General features: G+C 67.7%; 17 protein-coding genes. 7 read left to right on the top strand and 10 right to left on the bottom strand.

The genetic code is table 11. From position 1 onward, the window contains the following. Together AC5P6S_RS03685 and AC5P6S_RS03680 are read left to right on the top strand one after the other, a co-directional pair. The gene (locus tag AC5P6S_RS03685) at positions 1-1,083 is read left to right on the top strand and encodes an HlyD family secretion protein (protein ID WP_012481236.1); all 1,083 of its coding nucleotides are present in this window, start codon (positions 1-3) and stop codon (positions 1,081-1,083) included. After that, positions 1,080-2,492, top strand: a complete 1,413-nt coding sequence (locus tag AC5P6S_RS03680; protein WP_012481235.1) for an efflux transporter outer membrane subunit — start codon at positions 1,080-1,082, stop codon at positions 2,490-2,492. Before AC5P6S_RS03685 ends, AC5P6S_RS03680 begins: the two co-directional genes overlap by 4 nt. Before the next feature lie 156 nt (positions 2,493-2,648). On the opposite strand, the gene AC5P6S_RS03675 is transcribed toward AC5P6S_RS03680, so the two are convergent. From AC5P6S_RS03675 to AC5P6S_RS03655, 5 genes are all read right to left on the bottom strand, one after another. Further along, on the bottom strand, positions 2,649-2,987 hold the full coding sequence (locus tag AC5P6S_RS03675) for a hypothetical protein (RefSeq protein ID WP_006469105.1): 339 nt from the start codon (positions 2,985-2,987) through the stop codon (positions 2,649-2,651). A gap of 77 nt (positions 2,988-3,064) precedes the next feature. Next, complete coding sequence (locus tag AC5P6S_RS03670) at positions 3,065-4,006, bottom strand: DegV family protein (protein WP_495204475.1); 942 nt, start codon at positions 4,004-4,006, stop codon at positions 3,065-3,067. 94 nt (positions 4,007-4,100) lie between these two features. Further along, positions 4,101-4,733, bottom strand: a complete 633-nt coding sequence (locus tag AC5P6S_RS03665) for a 2-hydroxychromene-2-carboxylate isomerase (protein WP_005414448.1) — start codon at positions 4,731-4,733, stop codon at positions 4,101-4,103. Positions 4,734-4,753: 20 nt separating this feature from the next. Then, positions 4,754-6,037, bottom strand: coding sequence for an amidohydrolase family protein (locus AC5P6S_RS03660; RefSeq protein ID WP_076739022.1), 1,284 nt, complete (start codon positions 6,035-6,037; stop codon positions 4,754-4,756). Next, on the bottom strand, positions 6,037-7,446 hold the full coding sequence (locus AC5P6S_RS03655; RefSeq protein WP_012481231.1) for an amidohydrolase: 1,410 nt from the start codon (positions 7,444-7,446) through the stop codon (positions 6,037-6,039). The genes AC5P6S_RS03660 and AC5P6S_RS03655 overlap by 1 nt, the downstream gene beginning before the upstream one ends. Before the next feature lie 152 nt (positions 7,447-7,598). Between AC5P6S_RS03655 and AC5P6S_RS03650 the strand changes: the two genes are divergently transcribed. Both AC5P6S_RS03650 and AC5P6S_RS03645 read left to right on the top strand, forming a co-directional pair. Next, positions 7,599-8,375, top strand: a complete 777-nt coding sequence (locus AC5P6S_RS03650; RefSeq protein WP_005414446.1) for an AMP nucleosidase — start codon at positions 7,599-7,601, stop codon at positions 8,373-8,375. Positions 8,376-8,418: 43 nt separating this feature from the next. After that, a complete protein-coding gene (locus AC5P6S_RS03645) occupies positions 8,419-8,958 on the top strand; it encodes a DUF924 family protein (RefSeq protein ID WP_005410992.1) in 540 nt (179 codons plus the stop codon). Positions 8,959-9,035: 77 nt separating this feature from the next. Here AC5P6S_RS03645 and grxD read toward each other — a convergent pair whose 3' ends face one another. After that, positions 9,036-9,962 carry a Grx4 family monothiol glutaredoxin gene (grxD, locus tag AC5P6S_RS03640; RefSeq protein ID WP_012481229.1) on the bottom strand — a complete coding sequence of 309 codons (927 nt, stop codon included), beginning with the start codon at positions 9,960-9,962 and terminating at the stop codon, positions 9,036-9,038. 59 nt (positions 9,963-10,021) lie between these two features. On the opposite strand from grxD, the gene AC5P6S_RS03635 reads away from it, so the two are divergent. Next, the gene (locus AC5P6S_RS03635) at positions 10,022-10,801 is read left to right on the top strand and encodes a polysaccharide deacetylase family protein (protein ID WP_033835208.1); all 780 of its coding nucleotides are present in this window, start codon (positions 10,022-10,024) and stop codon (positions 10,799-10,801) included. A gap of 120 nt (positions 10,802-10,921) precedes the next feature. On the opposite strand, the gene AC5P6S_RS03630 is transcribed toward AC5P6S_RS03635, so the two are convergent. From AC5P6S_RS03630 to AC5P6S_RS03620, 3 genes are read right to left on the bottom strand one after another with little or no spacing between them, the layout of a single operon-like run. Then, positions 10,922-11,641, bottom strand: coding sequence for a class I SAM-dependent methyltransferase (locus tag AC5P6S_RS03630; RefSeq protein WP_099479682.1), 720 nt, complete (start codon positions 11,639-11,641; stop codon positions 10,922-10,924). Between the two features lie 4 nt (positions 11,642-11,645). Further along, positions 11,646-12,263 (bottom strand): SGNH/GDSL hydrolase family protein, encoded by a 618-nt coding sequence (locus tag AC5P6S_RS03625; protein ID WP_012481226.1) that lies wholly within the window; start codon positions 12,261-12,263, stop codon positions 11,646-11,648. A gap of 2 nt (positions 12,264-12,265) precedes the next feature. Further along, positions 12,266-13,540, bottom strand: coding sequence for a pyridoxal phosphate-dependent aminotransferase (locus tag AC5P6S_RS03620; protein WP_005414441.1), 1,275 nt, complete (start codon positions 13,538-13,540; stop codon positions 12,266-12,268). 114 nt (positions 13,541-13,654) lie between these two features. Here AC5P6S_RS03620 and rsgA point away from each other — a divergent pair, with 114 nt between their 5' ends. Further along, positions 13,655-14,764: a ribosome small subunit-dependent GTPase A gene (rsgA, locus tag AC5P6S_RS03615; protein ID WP_032965961.1), complete on the top strand. Its 1,110-nt coding sequence runs from the start codon at positions 13,655-13,657 to the stop codon at positions 14,762-14,764. Between the two features lie 209 nt (positions 14,765-14,973). Beyond that, positions 14,974-16,227: a flavohemoglobin expression-modulating QEGLA motif protein gene (locus AC5P6S_RS03610; protein WP_005414439.1), complete on the top strand. Its 1,254-nt coding sequence runs from the start codon at positions 14,974-14,976 to the stop codon at positions 16,225-16,227. Between the two features lie 438 nt (positions 16,228-16,665). Here the strand turns inward: AC5P6S_RS03610 and AC5P6S_RS03605 are convergent, their stop codons facing one another. After that, entirely contained in the window at positions 16,666-18,963 is a 2,298-nt protein-coding gene (locus AC5P6S_RS03605; RefSeq protein ID WP_201862517.1) for a TonB-dependent receptor, read from the bottom strand. Positions 18,964-19,039: the final 76 nt, after the last annotated feature.

Genomic DNA, 19,039 nt, shown 5'->3' with positions numbered 1-19,039 from the left:
ATGACGATCAATCGAACCACCCTCAACACCGGCCTGGGCCTGGGCGTGCTGGCCCTGGCCGTCGGCGCGTGGCTGCTGCTGCGCGATGGCGGCCACCAGACCACCAACAATGCGTACGTGGTGGCCGACTACACCCTGGTAGCGCCGAAGATTCCCGGCTTCGTCAGTGCCGTGGAAGTCGAGGACAACCAGTCGGTGAAGGCCGGTGATGTGCTGGCCCGCATCGACGACCGCGACTACCAGGTCGCCCTGCAGGCGGCCCGTGCCGACCTCGCCAATGCCCGTGCACAGCTGGCCAATGCGCAGGCCGCACTGGCCCAGCAGGACTCGTTGATCGCGCAGGCCAGGGCCAGTGTCGATGTCAGCCGTTCCGAACTGACCCTGGCCAGTGCCGACCAGCAGCGTTACCGCGAACTGGCCCGTGACGGCGCCGGTACCGTGCAGAACGCGCAGCAGGCGCAGTCGAAGCAGGCCGTGGCCAGTGCGCATCTGCAGCAGGGCCAGGCCGCGCTGTCGACCGCACGCCAGCGCACCGACATCCTCAGCGCGGGCGTGCAGGCTGCACAGGCGGCGGTGCAGCGTGCGGAAGCGGCGCAGGCACGCGCCGAACTGGATCTGTCGCACACCGTGCTGCGCGCACCGATCGATGGCATGGTCGGTCGCCGCGCGGTGCGCGTGGGTGCCTACCTGACGCCGGGTACGCCGGTGGCCGCGGTGGTGCCGCTGAAGCGCGCCTTCGTGGTCGCCAACTTCCAGGAAACGCAGATGACCCGCATGCAGGCCGGCCAGCAGGTCGAACTGAAGGTGGACGTATTCCCGGGCAAGCCGCTGCGCGGGCACATCGACAGCATTGCACCAGCCACCGGCGTCACCTTTGCTGCCGTCGCACCAGAGAACGCCACCGGCAACTTCACCAAGGTGGTGCAGCGCATTCCGGTGAAGATCGTGCTGGAGCCGGGCCAGCCGCTGCTGGACCAGCTGCGTGCCGGCATGTCGGTGGAAGCCAGCGTTGACCTGGGCAGCCGCGCGCGCGCGCAGAGCGTGCAGCACAGTCCGGGCCACAAGAGCGGGGAGGGCGCATGAGCGCAGTCACCGTGTTCCGCACCTTCGTTGCGGCCAGCCTGTGCACGGCCCTGGCTGCCTGCACGATGGGTCCGGACTTCGTACGTCCGCAGGCGGAACTGCCCAGCCACTGGCAGAGTGAGGCCGTCGCCGGCAACGCCATCGACCAGGACGCGGCCTGGTGGGCCGGTTTCGACGATCCGCTGCTGGGGCAGCTGGCCAACCAGGTGCTGGCGGCCAACCTGGACCTGCAGCTGGCGGCCAACCGCGTGCAGCAGAGCCGTGCTGCACGCGGCATCACCGCCGCCGATCGCCTGCCCAGCGTCAGCGCGAGCGCCAGTGGCGTGCGTGCACGCAACAGCGAGGTGGGCCTGAATGATCCGTCCGGCAACGGCGGCCGTGATGACTACGGGCTGTTCCAGGCCGGTATCGGCCTGAGCTGGGAACTGGACCTGTGGGGCCGCGTGCGGCGGCAGGTGGAAGCGGCCGACGCGCGCGTGCAGATGGCCGAGGAGGATGCACATGCAGTGCGCATCGCGCTGCTGGCGGAAACCGCGCGTGATTACCTGCAGCTGCGCGCGACGCGGCAGCTGCTGGCGATCACCGAGGACAACCTCAGCATCGCCCACGACATCAAACGCCTGACCGAAGCACGCCAACGCCAGGGTGTGGCCAGCACGCTGCAGGTGTCCAGCGCGGCCGCGCAGGTGGCATCGCTGCAGGCACGCATCGCGCCGTTGCGGCATCGCGAATCGCAGCTGCGCAATGCGCTGGCGTTCCTGCTGGCGCAGCCGCCGCAGGCGCTGGACGCGCAGCTGCAGGATGCACGCCGTGACTGGCCGGCGTTGCCGGCCGTAGCGGTGGGGCTGCCCAGTGAACTGGCCGAGCGTCGCCCTGACATCCGTCGTGCCGAAGCGGCACTGCATGCGGCAACGGCAGGCATCGGCGTGGCCAAGGCCAGTTTCCTGCCGCGCATCACCTTGAATGGCGACGCCGGCTTCCAGGCCAAGCAGCTCGATGATCTGGATGGCTGGAACGCGCACCGTTTCAGCATCGGTCCGTCGATCAGCCTGCCGATCTTCCAGGGCGGACGGCTGAAGGCCAATCTCGCGCTGAGCAGGCTGCAGCAGCAACAGTCGGCCCTGCAGTTCCGCCGTACCGTGCTGCAGGCATGGCACGAAGTGGATGACGCCATGGATGGCTACAGTGCCGAGCAGCAGCGCACGGTGCAGCTGCACGTGGCAGTGGATGAGAGCGAGACGGCACTGGGGGCGGCGCGCCGGCAGTATCAGGCCGGCGTGGTCGACATGCTGGACGTGCTGACCACCCAGCGCATCGCACTGGACAACCAGGCCGCGCTGGCCAACAGCCAGGCCACCGCCGCGATCGCGCGTGTAGAGCTGTACCGCGCGCTGGGCGGCGGCTGGTAACGATATGGAAACGCCGGGCCATGCCCGGCGCCTCTACCAGCGCACGGCTTTGGCTGGCGGCTGGTAGGGAATCGTCGGGGTAGTGCCGGCCGCTGGCCGGCACCTTCGTGGCTGTTGCGGTTGCCGGCCAGCGGCCGGCACTACCAGATCCAGGCCTCAACGCACGTCGCGCAGTTCCCAGTGGTGGCCGGCCAGCAGGCGCAGGCGCTGCTTGAACACGTCGCTGTCGATGCGGGTGGTGGCGACCAGGTTGATGCGCAGGTCCTTCTGCTCGCCGGTCACGGTGGCGTCCGGATCGGTCACGCCCCACTGCGGTTCCACCGCGTCCGGGTCGGGCTGCTTGGCCTTCCAGCGCTCGAACAGCGTGCCGCTGCGCAGGGCATCCTGCAGCTCTTCGGCGAAACCGGCGGCGCCCTGCGAGTGGAAGGACAGGTCAGGGTCATTGCCACGGGCCTTGGACGGGTCGGGCAGGCTGATGTGGTACTGCGCAGGCATGGAGTTCTCCTTGAAGTGCGGCAAGACTGGCACAACCGCAGTGGAATCGATGTGCAGATTCCGGCCGTGGCCAGCGCTCATTCGAACCGATGCGGCCCATCGGCGAAGCCTACGGTGACCGCGCCCTTGCCGACGTTGACCATGCCGGTCAGGCTCATCACCGATTCGTACACGGTCACGCCATGGGTGGCGCAGACCTCTTTCAACTGTGCGTAGCCGGGCAGGGCACGCAGCTCGTCCAGTTCTCCGCCGTAGCTGACGCACACCGTCGGCGTCATCAGTCCGGCACGTACGCGCTGGCCGACCACCGCGAACAGCTTCTGCACGGCATTGTCGAAGCCCTTGATCTTGGCTACCGGCCCGGTTTCGCCGCGGTAGCCGTGCAGCACCGGCTTGATGTCCAGCGCGCTGCCCAGCGCCGCACTGAGCAGGCCGACACTGCGGTCGCCCTTGTGCCGTGCGCGCGCACGCATGTAGTACAGGTCACGGGTGACCATGTAGCCGTGCACGTTGCCGGCCAGTTCCTCCAGCCGCTCGCGGATCTGCTGCACGCTGGCGTTGCTCTCGCGCAGGCGCACGGCTTCCACCGCCGTAGCCGCCTGCGCGGCGAACAGGTTCTGGGTATCGAGCACGCGCAGCGCGAACGGTGAGTTGTAGCCTGCCGCCTGGCGCACCGGCTTGTAGTCGTTGAGGATGGCGAAGCTGGCCTGCAGCGCGTTGTCGTGGATCGGGCTGCGGGTCTTGGTGATGGTCATGCAGAACACGTGGTCGTAATCGATCACCAGCTGCTGCAGGAACAGGTCGCGGATCTGGTTGACACTGAAGGGAATGGTTTCCGCCTCGGCGCCGTGTTCGGCCACGTGCGCGTGCAGGAAGCTCAGGGTGGCCTGCTCATCGCGGTGATCGGCCAGCACGGCTTCGCCGATGCGGACGGTGATCGGCAGCAGCACGATGTTGTGCTCGGCAATGAAGTCCTGCGGCAGGTCGCAGGCCGAGTCGACGACGATTCCGATGCGCATCCGCGGCTCCCCCTCCAGGGCGGTTGTAGGTTCGGAAACGTGAAATCTATCTCAAAACCAGAGCCCGCGCCCGAGGGAAAGGCGCCACCCCTGTTCAGCGATCGCGCTGTACCGCCACCGGCAGGCTGTCCAGGCGTTGCCATTCGGGCTGCTGCAGCAGGGCAGGATCGGCCAGCACGGCCGCCATCAGCGGATGGGCGTCGTTGCCCCAGAACAGTTCCTGGTCGATGGCCAGGGTCGGGACCCCGAACACCCCGGCGCCGATTGCGGCCTCGGTGTTGCGCCGCAACTGTTCCTTGACCGCCGGGGCGGCGATGGCGCTGGCGACATCCTCGATGCCCAGCTGCGCACCCGGTTCGCGCAGGGCTTCGGCGCTGTCACCGGCATGGCCGTCGCGCCAGATCCAGTCGAACAGCACGTCCACCGCCTGTGCGCTGGCTCCGGCGGCCAGGCACAGGCGCAGCGCCGACAACGGATTGAACGGATGGCCGGGCGGGAAGCGCATCGGCGTGCCCTCGGCCTGCGCGGTCCATTGCAGCTGGCGGTACATGAAACGGCGCTTGGCCGGGATCTCGGCCGGCCCGAGATTGCCCAGGTGATGCAGCACCGCGCCGAAGGCGATCGGCACGGTCTGGATCTGCGCGAACTGCGGCAACTGTTTCAGCTTCTGCCAGTGCAGGTAGGAGTAGGGCGAGACGAAGTCGAAGTACCAGCGCAGGGTGGCCATGGTGGTGTCCTTCAATGCGGTCAGGGCTGCGCATTGCGCTGCAGGTAGCGATCACGCAGGTCGGTCTGGCGCGAGCGCATCGGCATCGCACGCCCGCCCAGCCAGACCTGTTCGGCATAGTGCGCCACGTCCAGCGGGTCGCCTTCCCACAGCACCAGGTCGGCGCGCTTGCCGGGCTCGATGCTGCCGATCTGGTCGGCCACGCCGAACGCCTGTGCGGGTACCCGGGTCAGCCCGGCCAGACCGTCAGCCCAGGGCAGGCCGTTGGCCACTGCATTGCCAGCCAGCTGGCGCATCTTGCGCGCATTGTGGGTGGCGTCGCCGCGCTGCACGAACGACACCGGCACGCCTGCACGCTGCAGGCGCGCGGCGTTTTCCAGGGTGGCACCGATCTGGTCGAAGCTGGCTGGCAGGTTGGCCAGCACGTCGACGAATACCGGCACGTGCGCAGCGGCCAGCTCCGGCGCGACCTGCCAGGCTTCGCTGGCACCGGCAATGGCGATCTTCACCTTCTCGCGTGTGGCCCAGCGCAGCAGCTGGCGGATGTCCGAGGCACGATCCACCTCCACCACGATGCGGCCCTGGCCGGCCAGGTAGCGACTGAGTGTGCGGCGCCCGGCCGGGGTCAACAGCGCGTGCGGCGAATCCACAGCAACCTGGCCGCGTGCTTCGTCGACCATCTGTTGCAGCAGCATCCATTGCGCGGCGCGCGAATGGCCGGTCAGTTCGGAGGCGGCCGCGCCGATGCGCAGGAACAGGGCACGCGGGCCGATCGGGTCGGCGCTGCCGTCCAGCCGCATTACGCCGCCCTGGCCGGCCACGAAACCACCACCAGTGGCTGCCCCCAATGCAGTGAAGCCGATGCCTTCCAGGCGCGTGACCGGAATCAGCACCGAGGCCGGGTTGTAGGCGAGGGTGACGTCGAATTCCGGGCGCAGCGGCTGCTCACCGAGCTTCAACGAACTGTCCACCGTGCTCGATTCACCCGAGACCTCTTCGATGCCGGTTTCGGTGATGCCACCGAACAGGGCCGGGGTCAGCGGTCTGCCACTGGCTTCGACCACGGTCGCCCCGGCCGGCGCGGACAAGCCGGGGCCGACCGCGCGGATGATGCCACCCTGGACCAGCACATCGGCGTTGTGCAGGCTGCCGCGTGCGCTGGCCGTGTGCACCGTTGCGTTGCGCACCAGCAGGTCCTGTGCCTGTGCGGATGCGGAGATGCAGGCCAGCACCATGACAGTAGCGCCGAACCATGCTCGGCTGCCCTTCGCGGCAGACTGCGTCAACTGCTTGAGCACCATCATCAACGCACCTCCTGGCCGAGCTGGAAATCAGAACGCGGCGTCGCTGCCGGTGCACTGCGGTCGTACAACCTGCGGCCATCAATGAAGACCTGCTCGGCCAGCGCATACGAACTGAAGGGGTTGCCGTTCCAGACCACCACGTCGGCCATCTTGCCGGCCTCCAGGGTGCCGGTCTGGCCTTCAATGCCCAGCGCCTTGGCGGCGTTGGCGGTCATCCAGGTGATGGCGTGTTCGGGCGTGATCTCCGGCATGCGCGCGCGGCGCGCGGACGCCATCACCTTGGCTGCTTCCTGGTTCAGGCGCTGGATGCCCTCGGGTGAATCGGAGTGGACGATGGCGCAGCTGTTCTTCGGCCGGTCGACCAGCGCGATGTTCTCCGGAATGCCGTCGAAGGCTTCCATCTTGAAGCCCCACCAGTCGGCCCACAGCGCACCGCAGACGCCGTCGGCGGCCAGCCTGTCGGCCAGCTTGTAGGCCTCCACGCCGTGGTGGAAGGCGGCTACCTTGAAGCCGAATTCCTTGGCCAGATCGAGCATGGTGGCCATCTCGTCGGCGCGGTAGCAGTGGATGTGCACGCGGATGTCGCCTTCGATCGCGCCGGCCAGCGTGTCCAGCTTGAGATCGCGCTTGCCGCCGGCATCACCGGCGCTGTCGCCCTTGTCGCTGCCGAACCAGCTCTTGCGCTTTGCCGGCTTGGGCTTGTTCTTGGCGATGTAGTCGGCGGCATCGATGAAGGCGGCACGATAGCCGGCCACGTTGCCCATGCGCGTGGCCGGGGTCACGCCCTTGCCCTCGCCATAGACCCGCTTGGGGTTCTCGCCGCAGGCCATTTTCAGGCCCCACGGCGCACCGGGGAACTTCATCGCCTGGTAGGTGATGGCCGGGACGTTCTTCAGCGTCACGCCGCGGCCACCGACAAGGTTGGCCGAGCCCGGCAGCACCTGCATGCTGGTCACGCCGCCGGCCAGCGCGGTGGCGAAGCCCGGGTCCTGCGGCCACACCGAGTGTTCGGCCCAGACGTTGGCGGTGACCGGTGCGGTCATCTCGTTGCCGTCGCTGTGCGCACCGACACCCGGGCTGGGATACACGCCCAGGTGCGAATGCACGTCGATCAGGCCCGGAGTGACCCACTTGCCCTGTGCATCAATGCGGGTGACGCCCGCATCGGCCTGCAGCTGGCGGCCGACGGCAACGATGCGGCCGTCGCGCAGCAGCACATCGGCGTTGTCCAGGCGCTGGCCGGTACCGGTCAGCACGGTGGCGTTCTGGATCAGTACCGGCGCATCGGGATGGGCCTGGTAGGTGCTGGGGTAGGGATCGGCGACAAAGCGCGAGGCGCCCACCGCCGGAGCCGTACTCAATGAAAGCAGCGCCAGGACCACCCCGGCGCGCAACAACGTCGATGCCATGCAGTTCCCCTTGCAACCTGGTCCAACCGCCGACGCTAGCCCGGTGGTGGCGGGCTTGCCAAGTGACCTTCTTCACAGGACGGTCGACGGCGGCTCGACTGCACCGGCCGGGTGGCCGAAAATACCCGGTCCCCCGCCGTACCGGACCGCCCATGAAAAGCAAGCAGGAAATCGTCGACAACTGGCTGCCCCGGTATACCGGGGTGCCTCTGGACCAGTTCGGCCAGCACATCCTGCTGACCAACTTCGGCGGCTACCTGCATACCTTTTCCGAGCTGACCGGTGCGCCGGTCATCGGCCTGGACCGGCCGATGGCAAGCGCCACGATCGACGGCATCACCATGATCAACTTCGGCATGGGCAGCCCCAATGCCGCGATCATCATGGACCTGCTGTCGGCGGTGATGCCCAAGGCGGTGCTGTTCCTGGGCAAGTGCGGCGGCCTCAAGCGCAAGAACCAGCTGGGCGACCTGGTGCTGCCGATCGCTGCGATCCGTGGCGAGGGTACCTCGGGTGACTACCTGCCGCCGGAAGTGCCGGCGTTGCCGGCGTTCGCGCTGCAGCGTGCGGTCTCGACCATGATCCGCGACCTCGGCCACGACTACTGGACCGGTACCGTCTACACCACCAACCGCCGGGTCTGGGAGCACGACGAGGCCTTCAAGGAGCGGCTGCGGGCGATGCGCTGCATGGCCATCGACATGGAAACCGCCACCGTGTTCGCCGCCGGCTTCGCCAACCACATCCCCAGCGGTGCGCTGCTGCTGGTGTCGGACCAGCCGATGATCCCCGATGGGGTCAAGACCGAAGCCTCCGATGCCAAGGTCAGCTCCCAGTTCGTGGAAAACCATATCCAGATCGGTATCGAGGCGCTTAAGCTTATCCGGCGCAACGGCAAGTCGGTCCGCCACCTGCGCTTCGACGAATGATGATGATGGCCTGGCGCGGCGCGCCGGCCTTGGGGAGTAGGTGATGGACGTTGCCGCGCAAGTGGTGGAATTCTGGAAGGAGGCGGGCCCTGCGAAGTGGTTCGCCCGCGACGACGCGTTCGACGCGCAGTTCCGCCAGTTGTTTCTGGATGAGCATTTCGCCGCCGCTTCGCGCGCGCGCGAACATTGGCTGGGCAGTGCCGAAGGGGCGCTGGCCCTGATGCTGCTGCTCGACCAGTTCCCGCGCAACTGCTTCCGGGGTACTGCCCATTCCTACGCCACCGATGGCCTGGCCCGGCATTACGCCATGCGCGCCATCGAGGAAGGCCTGGATCTGCAGCTGGTGCCGAAGCTGCGCGCCTTCATCTACCTGCCGTTCGAGCACTCCGAGGATCCGCTGGACCAGGACCGCTCGGTGGCGATGTTCGACGTGCTGGGTGACAAGGAATACCTGCAGTACGCCGAACTGCACCGCGACATCATCCGCCGCTTCGGTCGTTTCCCGCATCGCAATGCCGTGCTCGGTCGCTTCCCCACGGCGGAAGAACTGGATTACCTGGCCGAAGGCGGGTTCGCCGGCTAAGAAAAAGGGGACGGAGGGGATTAAGTCGTTTGTGCCATAAACGACTTAATCCCCTCCGTCCCCTTTTTCAGGGCCGATCAGTACTTCGGCACGCCGTTGTCCACCTCTTCCGACCAGGCGTTGATGCCGCCGGTGACGTTGAACACCTTGGTGAAGCCCAGTGCACGGAACTGCTCGGCAGCCTGTGCGCTGCGGCCGCCGTGGTGGCACATGAAGGCCAGTGCGGTGTCCTTGGGCAGGGCCTCCAGCTCCGCACGGCCGTTGCCGTCGAAACTCTTGAACGGCACGCCCACAGCAGCGATCTCGCGCTCCTCGGCCGGGCGCACGTCCACCAGGGTGATGTTGCCGGCACGCACCAGGTCATCGGCATCACGCACGCTGATTTCCTGCACCGGCTTGGGTGCGTTCGGATTGTCGATGGCCAGGCCCTTGCCGCGGATGTCGTCCACCCAGTCGATGGTGATGCCGTTGGCGCGACGCGCGCTGGCCAGGTCGAACTGCACGCGCAGGCCGTTGGACTCGGCAGCGATCGCGCCTTCGTCGTGCGGAGCCAGCTGGAAGTTCGGCTGGAAGCCGGCGTCGATGCTCAGCTGCAGGGCAGCGCCCGGAGCGTCGGCCAGCGCGCCCTTGAGCATTTCCACGGCGGCCGGGGTGACGGTGATGCTCGGCGGGGTGCGGTCCGGTGCGGCCAGGCCCAGCACGCTGCTCAGCTCGCCGCTGGCGGCCATCTGCAGCACGATGTCGCTGCCACCGACCAGTTCGCCGTCGATGTACAGCTGCGGGATGGTCGGCCAGTCGCCGTAGACCTTGATACCTTCACGGATTTCCTGGTCGGCCAGCACGTTGACGTGGGCGAACTCGACGCCGAGATCCTGCAGGGCGCCCACGGCCTTGGCCGAGAAACCGCACTGCGGCATCGACGGCTGGCCCTTCATGAACAGCACGACGCGGTTGGCGTTGAGGATGGATTCGATGCGCGAACGCAGGGCGGGATCGAGGGACATGGACGTCGGGTTTCCGGGAATTCGAATCATCAATTCTACCCCTCATGGCATCATGGGGGATGAGCAACGCAGGAACATTGCATCGCATCCCGACCCGGCCCTGGCGCTGGCTGCCCTGGCTGGTGGCGTCGCAGTTGGCCGTGATCCTGGTATGGGTACTGGCAGGCTGGCACTGGGGCCTGCCGCTGATGGTGGCCAGCCACGCGCTGTTCATGGTGCCGATATTCCTGCCCAACAGCCGCTTCTACGCACCGGTGCTGAGCCGGTTGCCAGAGGCCGGCAACAGCGTCTGGCTGACGATCGATGACGGCCCCGGCCCGGAAACCCGCGCCGTGCTCGACCTGCTGGACCGCCACCAGGCGCGCGCCACCTTCTTCCTGGTGGGGGAACGTGCGCTGGCACAGCCGGAACTGGTGCAGGAGATCCTGCGCCGCGGCCACGACCTGGGCAACCACAGCCACAGCCACCCACAGGCGCGCTTCTGGCGTCTGGGCCCGGCGGCGATGCGGGCGGAGATCGAGGGCTGCCAGCATGCACTGCAGGCCCTGAGCGGGCATCCGGTGCGCTGGTACCGCTCGGTGGTGGGCATGACCAATCCGTTCGTGGCACCGGTGTTGAAGGCGCTGGGCCTGGTGCGCGTGGGCTGGAGTGCCCGGGGCTACGACGGCGTCGGCTGCACGCCGGAGGGCGTGCTGTCGCGGCTGCTGCCTGACCTGCAACCCGGCGCCATCGTGCTGCTGCATGAGGGCGCCGCCCACGGTCACAATCGGGTGATCATCGAACGCGTTCTGCAGGCGCTGGACGAGCGGGGGCTGAAGGCGCGGCTGCCGGTCCTGTAAACCAGGCTTCTGGCCGCTTGGGGCAGCCGGGCGTGGGCTCGCCCCTACAGGAATGGTCGCGAGACCATCCACGCATGGCGTGGATCTACCGCAACAGCACAGCCGAGCGTGGGTTCGGCCCTACAACGCGGGGCGTTTGGCCACCAGCAGCCAGCTGTTGAAGGGGGTACGCCCGTGCAGCGGGCGGGGTGCGGTCACCTGCAATCCAGCTTCGGCAAGCGTTGTCTGCAATACCTGCGGATCGGGGTAGTGGCGCGGTCGCGTGCCCATCCAGCCGATCAGCCAGGCCAGCCGGTCCGCCACCCGCGTGGTGCGGTCGCGGCCATCGCCGGTGGCCAGCGGCGTGCGCAGCAGCAGGCAGCCGCCGCGGGCCACCTGCGCGCTGGCCGCGCGCAGGAGTGCCTGCTGTGGGCCCGCGTCCAGGTACTGCAGCACGTCCAGCAGCAGGACGTGCCCGGCCTGCGCCGGCAGCGGCGCCTGCACATCCACGCAATCGAAGCGCACGTCATGCAGGTCGGCGGCAGCACGCTGCGCGCGGGTGATCTTGCCGGCATCCACGTCCACGCCAAGGTAGCGCTGGGTACCGCCGCGCTGGCGCAGTACATGGGCGAACAGGCCCAGCCCGCAGCCCAGGTCCAGCACCGGCTGCCCATCGTCAGGCAGATGCTGCAGCACGCCGTCGTACAGCGGATCGCTGCCGAGCTTGCCACGGGTGTAGTAGTAGTCGCGGCGGCTGCCCCAGGCCTGCGCCGGGCGGAAGGCCTCGGCAATCAAGCGGGCCTGCGGGGCCGTCAGGGGAGTGCAGGGCAGGGGCGGGCCGTTCCGTGGCGTGCCGTCCATCGCCTCAGTCCGTGCCGCCGAGCAGGTGCGCGGCCACCGGAAGGGCGCGTGCGCTCCACAGCGCGTACATCCGCGCCGAAGGGTGCAGGCCATCCTCGGCGATCATCGTCGGGTCTTCGCCCTGTGCGCGGCTGATATCGGTGATGTCGACGAAGGCCACGCCCTGCTGGGTGCTGATCACCTCGGCTGCCGCGTTGAACTCGTCGGTCTCGATCTCGATCCCGGCCAGGTCGCGGCCACTGCCTGCGCCGAACGGGGTCGCGCCCCAATCGGGGAAGGACAGCACCAGCACGCGTCTGGCATCACCGCCAGCGAAGCCGATCGCCCGCTGCAGAAGCGCCTGGAACTGGCTGCGGTATTCGTCCAGCGGACGCCCGCGGTACTGGTTGTTGACGCCGATCAGCAGGCTGACGAAATCGAACGGGCCCTGCGGCGCAGCCGCATCGATGCCCGCATCGAGTTCGTCGGTGGTCCAGCCGGTGGTCGCAATGGTCTGCGGATCGGACAGCTCAATGCCCTGCGCACGCAGCGTGGCGGCCAGCTGGTGCGGCCAGCGGCCTTCGACTGCAACCGCTTCACCGATGGTGTACGAATCGCCCAGCGCCAGGTAGGACAGCGCCACGCTCAGGCCACCGAACGGCGCGGCTTCAGCGGCACGACCTTGGTCGCGTCCTCGGCACGTCGCGCCAGCACGCGGTCGATGCGCGCGAACACATCGCGCATCACCGAGGCCTCCGGCATCAGGGTCACGCGGAAATGATGGCGGTAGGGCACGTTGAAGCTCGAGCCCGGCACCACCAGCACGCCTTCGTTGTTCATCAGGTCCAGCGCGAAGTTGTGGTCGTCGAAGCCCTTCGCAGCGGCGCCGACCACGGCCGGGAACGCGTACAGCGCGCCGGCCGGTGCGACCAGCGACAGATGTTCGCTGGCTTCGCAGGCCTCGATGACCGCGCGGCGGGTTTCATACAGGCGGCCGCCCGGCGTGCACAGCTCGGAAATGGTGTCCGGACCGTTCACCGCGGCCTCGATGGCGTACTGGCCCGGCACGTTGGCGCACAGGCGCAGCGCGCCCAACAGGTCCAGTGCCGCGCGGAAGTCACCCAGGCGGGCATCGTCGCCGCTGAGGTGGGCCCAGCCCACGCGCCAGCCGCAGGCGCGGTGCACCTTGCTCAGGCCGCTGAAGGTCAGGCACGGATGATCACCGGCCAGCGGCGCGACCGGCTGGAACACCGCGTCGTCGTACAGGATCTGGTCGTAGATCTCGTCGACCAGCAGCAACAGGTTGTGGCGGCGTGCGATCTCGACCACGCGCTCCAGCAGTTCGCGCGGGTAGCTGGCGCCGCTGGGGTTGTTCGGATTGATCAGCACGATGGCGCGGGTGCGCGAGGACACCAGCGTCTCGATCTCGCTCGGGTCCGGCTGGAAGCCGTTCTCCGGTGCGCAGCGGTAGTACACCGGACGGCCATCGTTGAGGATGGTCGAGGCCGACCACAGCGGGTAGTCGGGCGAGGGCACCAGCACTTCATCGCCCGGGTTGAGCAGCGCACGCAGCGACAGGTCGATCAGCTCGCTGACGCCATTGCCGAGGAAGACACGGTCAGGGTGCGCATCGGGCGCGCCACGACGGGCGTAGTAGCTGGCGATGGCTTCGCGCGCCACCGGCAGGCCCTGCTGGTGCGTGTACGGGTCGGTGCGGCCCATGTCGTCAGCGATCGCACGCTGCAGGTGCTCCGGCGCGCGGAAGCCGAAAGCGCCCGGATTGCCGATGTTGAGCTTGATCAGCTTGCGGCCCTGCGCCTCCAGCTCCCGGGCTCGCCGCGCCAGTTCTCCGCGGATTTCGTAGCGCACTTCGGAAAGGCGCTCGCGGATGGCCAGGGGCTTGGGCGAGTTGGTGGACATGGGAGCTGGGCCGTCAAAAGGCATGGGGCTTCCATCCTACCGGAATTGCTGCAATGCATGGCAAGGGCGCCGGGCCCGTCATTGCTGGGCTGGCAGGGCGCCGGCACAGGTAGAATGGCGGCGATGACCCAGACCCCCGATTTCATCGCCCTGCAGACCATTGGCTGGCCCTGGCCGGGCCCGGCGCAGCAGGCCGACTGGCAGGCCGCAATGGCCGCACATCCGCAGGCCCGCCCGGCACGGGTGATCGAACAGCACCGCACCCACTACGTGGTGGCCGATGGCCCGGATGCGTCGATCAAGGCCGAGTCGCTGCCGGAATGGCAGCGCCCGCGCTTCCCCAGCCATGAACGGCCGGCGGTGGGTGACTGGGTGCTGCTCGATGGCATCCGCATCGTCGCCCTGCTGCCACGCCGCACCGCGATCAAGCGAGGCGCCGCCGGCGAGCACTACCACCAGCAGGTGATCGCGGCCAACATCGACACGGTGTTCATCGTCTGCGGCCTGGATGCCGACTTCAATCCGCGCCGCATCGAGCGCTACCTGCTGCTGGTCGGCGGTGGCGGTGCCGAACCGGTGGTAGTGCTGACCAAGGCTGACCAGACCGAGTACAGCGAAGACGCGCTGGCGGTGCTGGAAGAGCTGGAGATGCAGGGTATCGCGCTGCATGCGATCAATGGCCTGGATGCCGACAGCGTGGCGGTGCTGCAACCGTGGCTGGGCCCGGGCCGCACGGTGGTGCTGGTGGGCTCGTCCGGTGCCGGCAAATCGACGCTGACCAACACCCTGCTGGGCGAGCAGCGGATGAAGACCAACGCGGTGCGCGCCAACGATTCGCGCGGACGCCACACCACCACGCACCGCGCACTGATGCCGCTGCCGACCGGCGCCTGCCTGATCGACACCCCCGGCATGCGCGAGCTGAAGCCGACCGGTGAAGAGACGCTGTCCGAAGGCGGCTTCGCCGATATCGAAGCGCTGGCCGCACAGTGCCGTTTCAACGACTGCAAGCACCAGCAGGAACCGGGCTGTGCCGTACGCGCAGCGATCGACGCAGGTGAGATCGAAGAGAGCCGGCTGCTCAACTACTTCAAGCTGAAGGAAGAAGTGGCCGCCGCCGCCGCCAAGCTGGCGGTCCGCCAGGCCGAGACCGCGCAGGAGCGTGGCGGCAAGAAGGGCAAGGGCCAGCAGTTCCGCCCGGCCGGCAAGCCGCGTAGGCGTTGATCGGTACCGCGGGGTCGGATCCCATTGCACCGCAATGGGCGCTGACCCCTGCAATGAACCCGCCTCTGTCTGCTTCGGGCGGATGCCAACTGCCCGCTCCTGGTAGGTGCCAACCCTGGTTGGCACGGGTGTGTCCGAAGCCCGCCGTCGGCGGATGCCAACCAACGTTGGCACCTACCAAAGCAAGGGCAGGGCGCTATAGTCCGCGCATGGAACCGACTGCGACGCTGGACCGTGACGTGGCCCACCATGCAGCGCTCGATGCGCGCCTGGTCGAGGCCGTGGGAGGCATCCGCCTGCTGGGCCTGACCAGTTGGCCGGCAACGGTGCAGGCACCGTTCCTGGACAGCGTGGCACGTGGTCAGCCGGTGCTGCCGAAGGTGGATTACCCACGGCTGGACTTCAGCGAAGAACGTCGCGCGCTGGCCGCGATCGCCGCCGACTGCGACGACAGCCACCCACTGGGCCACTACGTGCGGCAATCGGCGCAGAGCTGGGACCTGGCCGCGCAGCTGCTGGAAGGGCTGGGCACCGCCGCCGTCGATACCTGTTCGGTGCAGCTGTTCGGCGCGCCGGAGCAGCCGCTGCCGGGCAATGGCCCGAGCACGCGCGAAGCGGCGCGCCACTTCATCCAGATTGCCGCCGAACTGGACCACGAACTGCTGGCGCCGGAAGAGCAGGTGCCAGTGTCGGCCATCGCCCTGCAGCTGCAGCTGCAGAACGACCTGGATGCCTTCTTCGAATCGCGCATCATCCAGGTACAGCTCGACCCGGAACTGGTGTCCAAAGCAGCTGCCGGCCCGACCCGCATCCGCCTGCGCACCAGTGCGCGCTTCAGTGCCTACGACCGCGCGCAGCTGTTCCACCACGAAGCGCTGGTGCATTCGCTGACCGCATTGAATGGCCGCGAACAGCCGGTGCTGCCGAGCCTGGCATTGTCTTCGCCGCGGGTGACCGCGACACAGGAAGGCCTGGCCACGTTCGCCGAGCAGATCACTGGCAGCATCGACATCGAGCGCCTGAAGCGCATCAGCCTGCGTACCGAAGCGATTGCGATGGCACGCGAAGGCGCCGATTTCATCGAAGTGTTCCGCTATTTCTGCGACGCCGGGCAGAATGCGGAGGAGAGCTTCGCCTCGGCACAGCGCGTGTTCCGCGGCGTGCCGCCGAATGGCGGCCTGGCCTTCACCAAGGACACGGTGTACCTGCGCGGCCTGGTGTCGGTGCACACCTTCTTCCGCCACATGCTGGCCGAGGACCGCCTGCAGGTCTGCCGCTGGTTGTTCGCCGGCAAGATGAGCCTGACCGATGCGATCGCGTTCGCGCCGTTGTTCGAGGCGGGGGTGCTGAAGCCGCCGCGCTGGCTGCCGCACTGGGTGAGCCGGGCGAACGGCCTGGCCGGGATGCTGGCGTTCTCGCTGTTTGCCAACCGGATACGGATGGACCAGCTGGCGCCGGAATGAAATGCGTTGGCGGGATGATGCGCTGGCGCCTCGATTGATGTCGCTGGGCGGCGGTGGGGCACCCTGGCCAGGACACGCCGTAAACCCATCCATGGGGGCTCGATCGGCGCATCCATGCGCCTCACGGTCCTGGCCAGGGTGCCCCACCGCCGCCAGACAGTTTCCCGCGCGGGCGGCAGCACATCATCGCGCCGAAGGGATTGCGCTTGAAAAGCAAAGAGCCGGGCAATGCCCGGCTCTTTGCTTCTGCTCTTCTTTGCCTTCCGCACCGTGGCGCGGGAAGCCGTCGAGCAGGGTCGGATGGGCCGGCGCAGGACCGTTGGCGCCATGGATGGCGCCATCGAGCCCCCATGGATGGGTTTACGGCGTGTCCTGCGCCGGCCCATCCGGCTCTGCCCCGCGATGATAATCAAGACGCTGCGGAGCAACGCTTTCGACTTAGAACTCCGCCGCCACCGTCATGAACAACTGACGCGGTGCGCTCGCATGGATCGCATAGCGCGTGCCCTTCGGATCGGTCGGCGCGAACGAGCTCAGTTGGCCGGCATAGCGCTTGTTGGTCAGGTTGGTCGCGTTCAACGACACCCGCACGTTGCGCAGGCCCAGGCCCGGGCCGAAATCGTAGCCCGCACCGGCGTCGAAGGTGGTCACGCCCGGCACCGACTGGTCGTTGGTGTAGGTGTAGTAGCGCTTGCCGGTGTACTTGGCACGCAGGCTGGCGAAGAAGCCATCGCGGTTCCAGCTGATCTCACTGGAGGCCATGCGCTGCGGCGTATCCACCGTGATCTTGCCGGCCACCGGAACGATGGCGCCGCCCGAGGTGTAGTCATCCTCGTAGGTGGTCTTGTTCCAGGACAGCGCGTTGTACCACTGCAGGCCGTCGATCGGCTTGAGGATGAAGGTCAGTTCCGCGCCGTAGCTCTTCACCGAACCGACGTTGATGAAGCGCGTCACGCACTCCGGACGCGTGCCGACTTCGATGCTCGAGCACGGGTTCAACGACAGCAGGCGGTTGTCGAACTTGACGTTGTATGCGGCGATCGAGGCCTGGTACTTCTCGCCGAAGGTACGGAAGCCGGCTTCCAGGCTCTTGGACTTCTCCGGCTCCAGGCCAGCGCTGGCCGCGAACGATTCCGGCGACACCTGCAGCGGGCCGCCGCTGCCACCGCCGACGAAGGCGGCGATGTTTTCGGCGTACGAGGCGAACAGCTCGTTGTTGGCATTGAGCTTGAAGCCCAGGCCCACCTGCGGCAGCACCGATTCCTTGGCGGTCAGCGTGCCCGAGGCGATGCTGGTTTCCACGCCCGGCTGGGCGGTGGCACGCATGCGGGTGTTCGGGCTCTTGATGCCCACGTCCACGGTCAGGCGCTGGTCCAGGAAGCGCATGCGGTCCTGCACGTAGAACTGGCGCGTGCGGATGTCGAAGTCCTGGTTGAACAGCAGGCGATCAGGGTTCTTCAGGTACAGGTCGTCCAGGAACGGGCCACTGATGTAGTAGAAGTTGCGCGACACGTTGTGGTCGTTCTGCTCGTACCACAGGCCGGCTTCCAGTTCGTGGATGCCCACCGTCCACGACAGCGCGGCGGTCAGGCCGTCGCGGTTGATCGTGTAGTTGGTGCTGCGGATCGAGATCGGCAGCATCCTGTCGGTGCCCGGGTAGGACGGCTGGCCCGGTGCCCACCAGTGGCCCTGGCCACGGTTGTCGTGGTGATAGGCCAGCAGCTTCAGGCGGCCCTGCTCGCCCAGGCGCAGGTCGGCATCGACCGAATAGAGATTGTCGTCACGCAGTGCGCGGCTCTGGTAGTAGGCATCGTCGATGCTGCGGACATTGCCGCTGTACTTGCACTTCGAAGCATTGAAGGTGCCCGGCGCGCAGTACGCAGCGGCCACGGCGCGATCCCAGTCCGGCGCGTAGATGTTCCAATCCCAGCCCAGGCCACGCGCCAGCATGTCCTTGGACAGGTAGGCGTAGTTGGCCTGGCTGGCGCGCGAGGTGGCCACGAACGCACCGAAGCGGTGGTCGCCGACATTCCACACTGCCTTGGCGTTGAACTGGCGGGTGGTCTGGTTCTGGTAGGGCGCGGCCCACATGTCCTGGTCCTGGTGCACGCCGGACACATAGGCCGAGAAGCCGTTGATGTCACCGGTATCCACGCGCAGGTAGCCACGGCGCTGGCTGTTGTCGCCGACGGTGACGCTGGCGCGGCCACCGAACTCGGTGGACGGGTCCATCGAGAAGTACTGGATGGTGCCGCCCAGGTTGCTGGTCGAGGCCACGCCCAGCGAACCGATGCCCTGCGACAGCTCGGCACCGGCCAGGTTCTCGGCGATGATGGCGCGGGCGATGCTCAGGCCGTTGTAGTTGCCGTAGCTGTTGTCGCCCAGCGGGATGCCGTCCAGCGTGTAGCCGAGGCGGCTCTTGTCGAAGCCGCGCAGGCTGATGGTCTGCGATTCTTCGTTGGCGCCGAAGGCATCGTTGGACTGCACCGACACGCCCGGCAGGCGGTCGAGGATCTTCTGGCCGCTGGTGCCCGGCGGCAGCACCTGCTTGTCGACGGTGGTGATGCGCTGCACCTGGCGGGTCTCGCCCTGGCCGATCACGGAGACGGTATCCAGCGTCTGCGCGCTCAGCGCGGCATCGGTGCTGGCGCCGGTATCGGCGGCGGTGGCGGCATGGGCGCTGGTGGCGGCGGAGAGGGCGATCGCCACGGCGATCGTCAGGTGTCGGGTCTGCATGGTGGTCCGTTGCATTGGGGGTGGTCACCGGCACGCGTGCGCGGTGCATGGCCACTATGCGAACGGAACATGAAAC

This window comes from Stenotrophomonas sp. YJH_SMC_119 (assembly GCF_059368315.1).
This window is presented reverse-complemented; position numbering and strand designations above follow the sequence as displayed.

What these genes read in the sequence shown, in the direction of transcription:
- AC5P6S_RS03630 (WP_099479682.1), bottom strand. Translation starts at nt 11,641, where the DNA reads ATGGACGGCACGCCACGGAACGGCCCGCCCCTGCCCTGCACTCCCCTG.
- AC5P6S_RS03610 (WP_005414439.1), top strand. Translation starts at nt 14,974, where the DNA reads ATGGAACCGACTGCGACGCTGGACCGTGACGTGGCCCACCATGCAGCG.
- AC5P6S_RS03660 (WP_076739022.1), bottom strand. Translation starts at nt 6,037, where the DNA reads ATGATGGTGCTCAAGCAGTTGACGCAGTCTGCCGCGAAGGGCAGCCGA.
- AC5P6S_RS03655 (WP_012481231.1), bottom strand. Translation starts at nt 7,446, where the DNA reads ATGGCATCGACGTTGTTGCGCGCCGGGGTGGTCCTGGCGCTGCTTTCA.
- grxD (WP_012481229.1), bottom strand. Translation starts at nt 9,962, where the DNA reads ATGTCCCTCGATCCCGCCCTGCGTTCGCGCATCGAATCCATCCTCAAC.
- AC5P6S_RS03670 (WP_495204475.1), bottom strand. Translation starts at nt 4,006, where the DNA reads ATGCGCATCGGAATCGTCGTCGACTCGGCCTGCGACCTGCCGCAGGAC.
- AC5P6S_RS03645 (WP_005410992.1), top strand. Translation starts at nt 8,419, where the DNA reads ATGGACGTTGCCGCGCAAGTGGTGGAATTCTGGAAGGAGGCGGGCCCT.
- AC5P6S_RS03685 (WP_012481236.1), top strand. Translation starts at nt 1, where the DNA reads ATGACGATCAATCGAACCACCCTCAACACCGGCCTGGGCCTGGGCGTG.
- AC5P6S_RS03635 (WP_033835208.1), top strand. Translation starts at nt 10,022, where the DNA reads ATGAGCAACGCAGGAACATTGCATCGCATCCCGACCCGGCCCTGGCGC.
- AC5P6S_RS03620 (WP_005414441.1), bottom strand. Translation starts at nt 13,540, where the DNA reads ATGTCCACCAACTCGCCCAAGCCCCTGGCCATCCGCGAGCGCCTTTCC.
- AC5P6S_RS03680 (WP_012481235.1), top strand. Translation starts at nt 1,080, where the DNA reads ATGAGCGCAGTCACCGTGTTCCGCACCTTCGTTGCGGCCAGCCTGTGC.
- rsgA (WP_032965961.1), top strand. Translation starts at nt 13,655, where the DNA reads ATGGCGGCGATGACCCAGACCCCCGATTTCATCGCCCTGCAGACCATT.
- AC5P6S_RS03665 (WP_005414448.1), bottom strand. Translation starts at nt 4,733, where the DNA reads ATGGCCACCCTGCGCTGGTACTTCGACTTCGTCTCGCCCTACTCCTAC.
- AC5P6S_RS03650 (WP_005414446.1), top strand. Translation starts at nt 7,599, where the DNA reads ATGAAAAGCAAGCAGGAAATCGTCGACAACTGGCTGCCCCGGTATACC.
- AC5P6S_RS03605 (WP_201862517.1), bottom strand. Translation starts at nt 18,963, where the DNA reads ATGCAGACCCGACACCTGACGATCGCCGTGGCGATCGCCCTCTCCGCC.
- AC5P6S_RS03675 (WP_006469105.1), bottom strand. Translation starts at nt 2,987, where the DNA reads ATGCCTGCGCAGTACCACATCAGCCTGCCCGACCCGTCCAAGGCCCGT.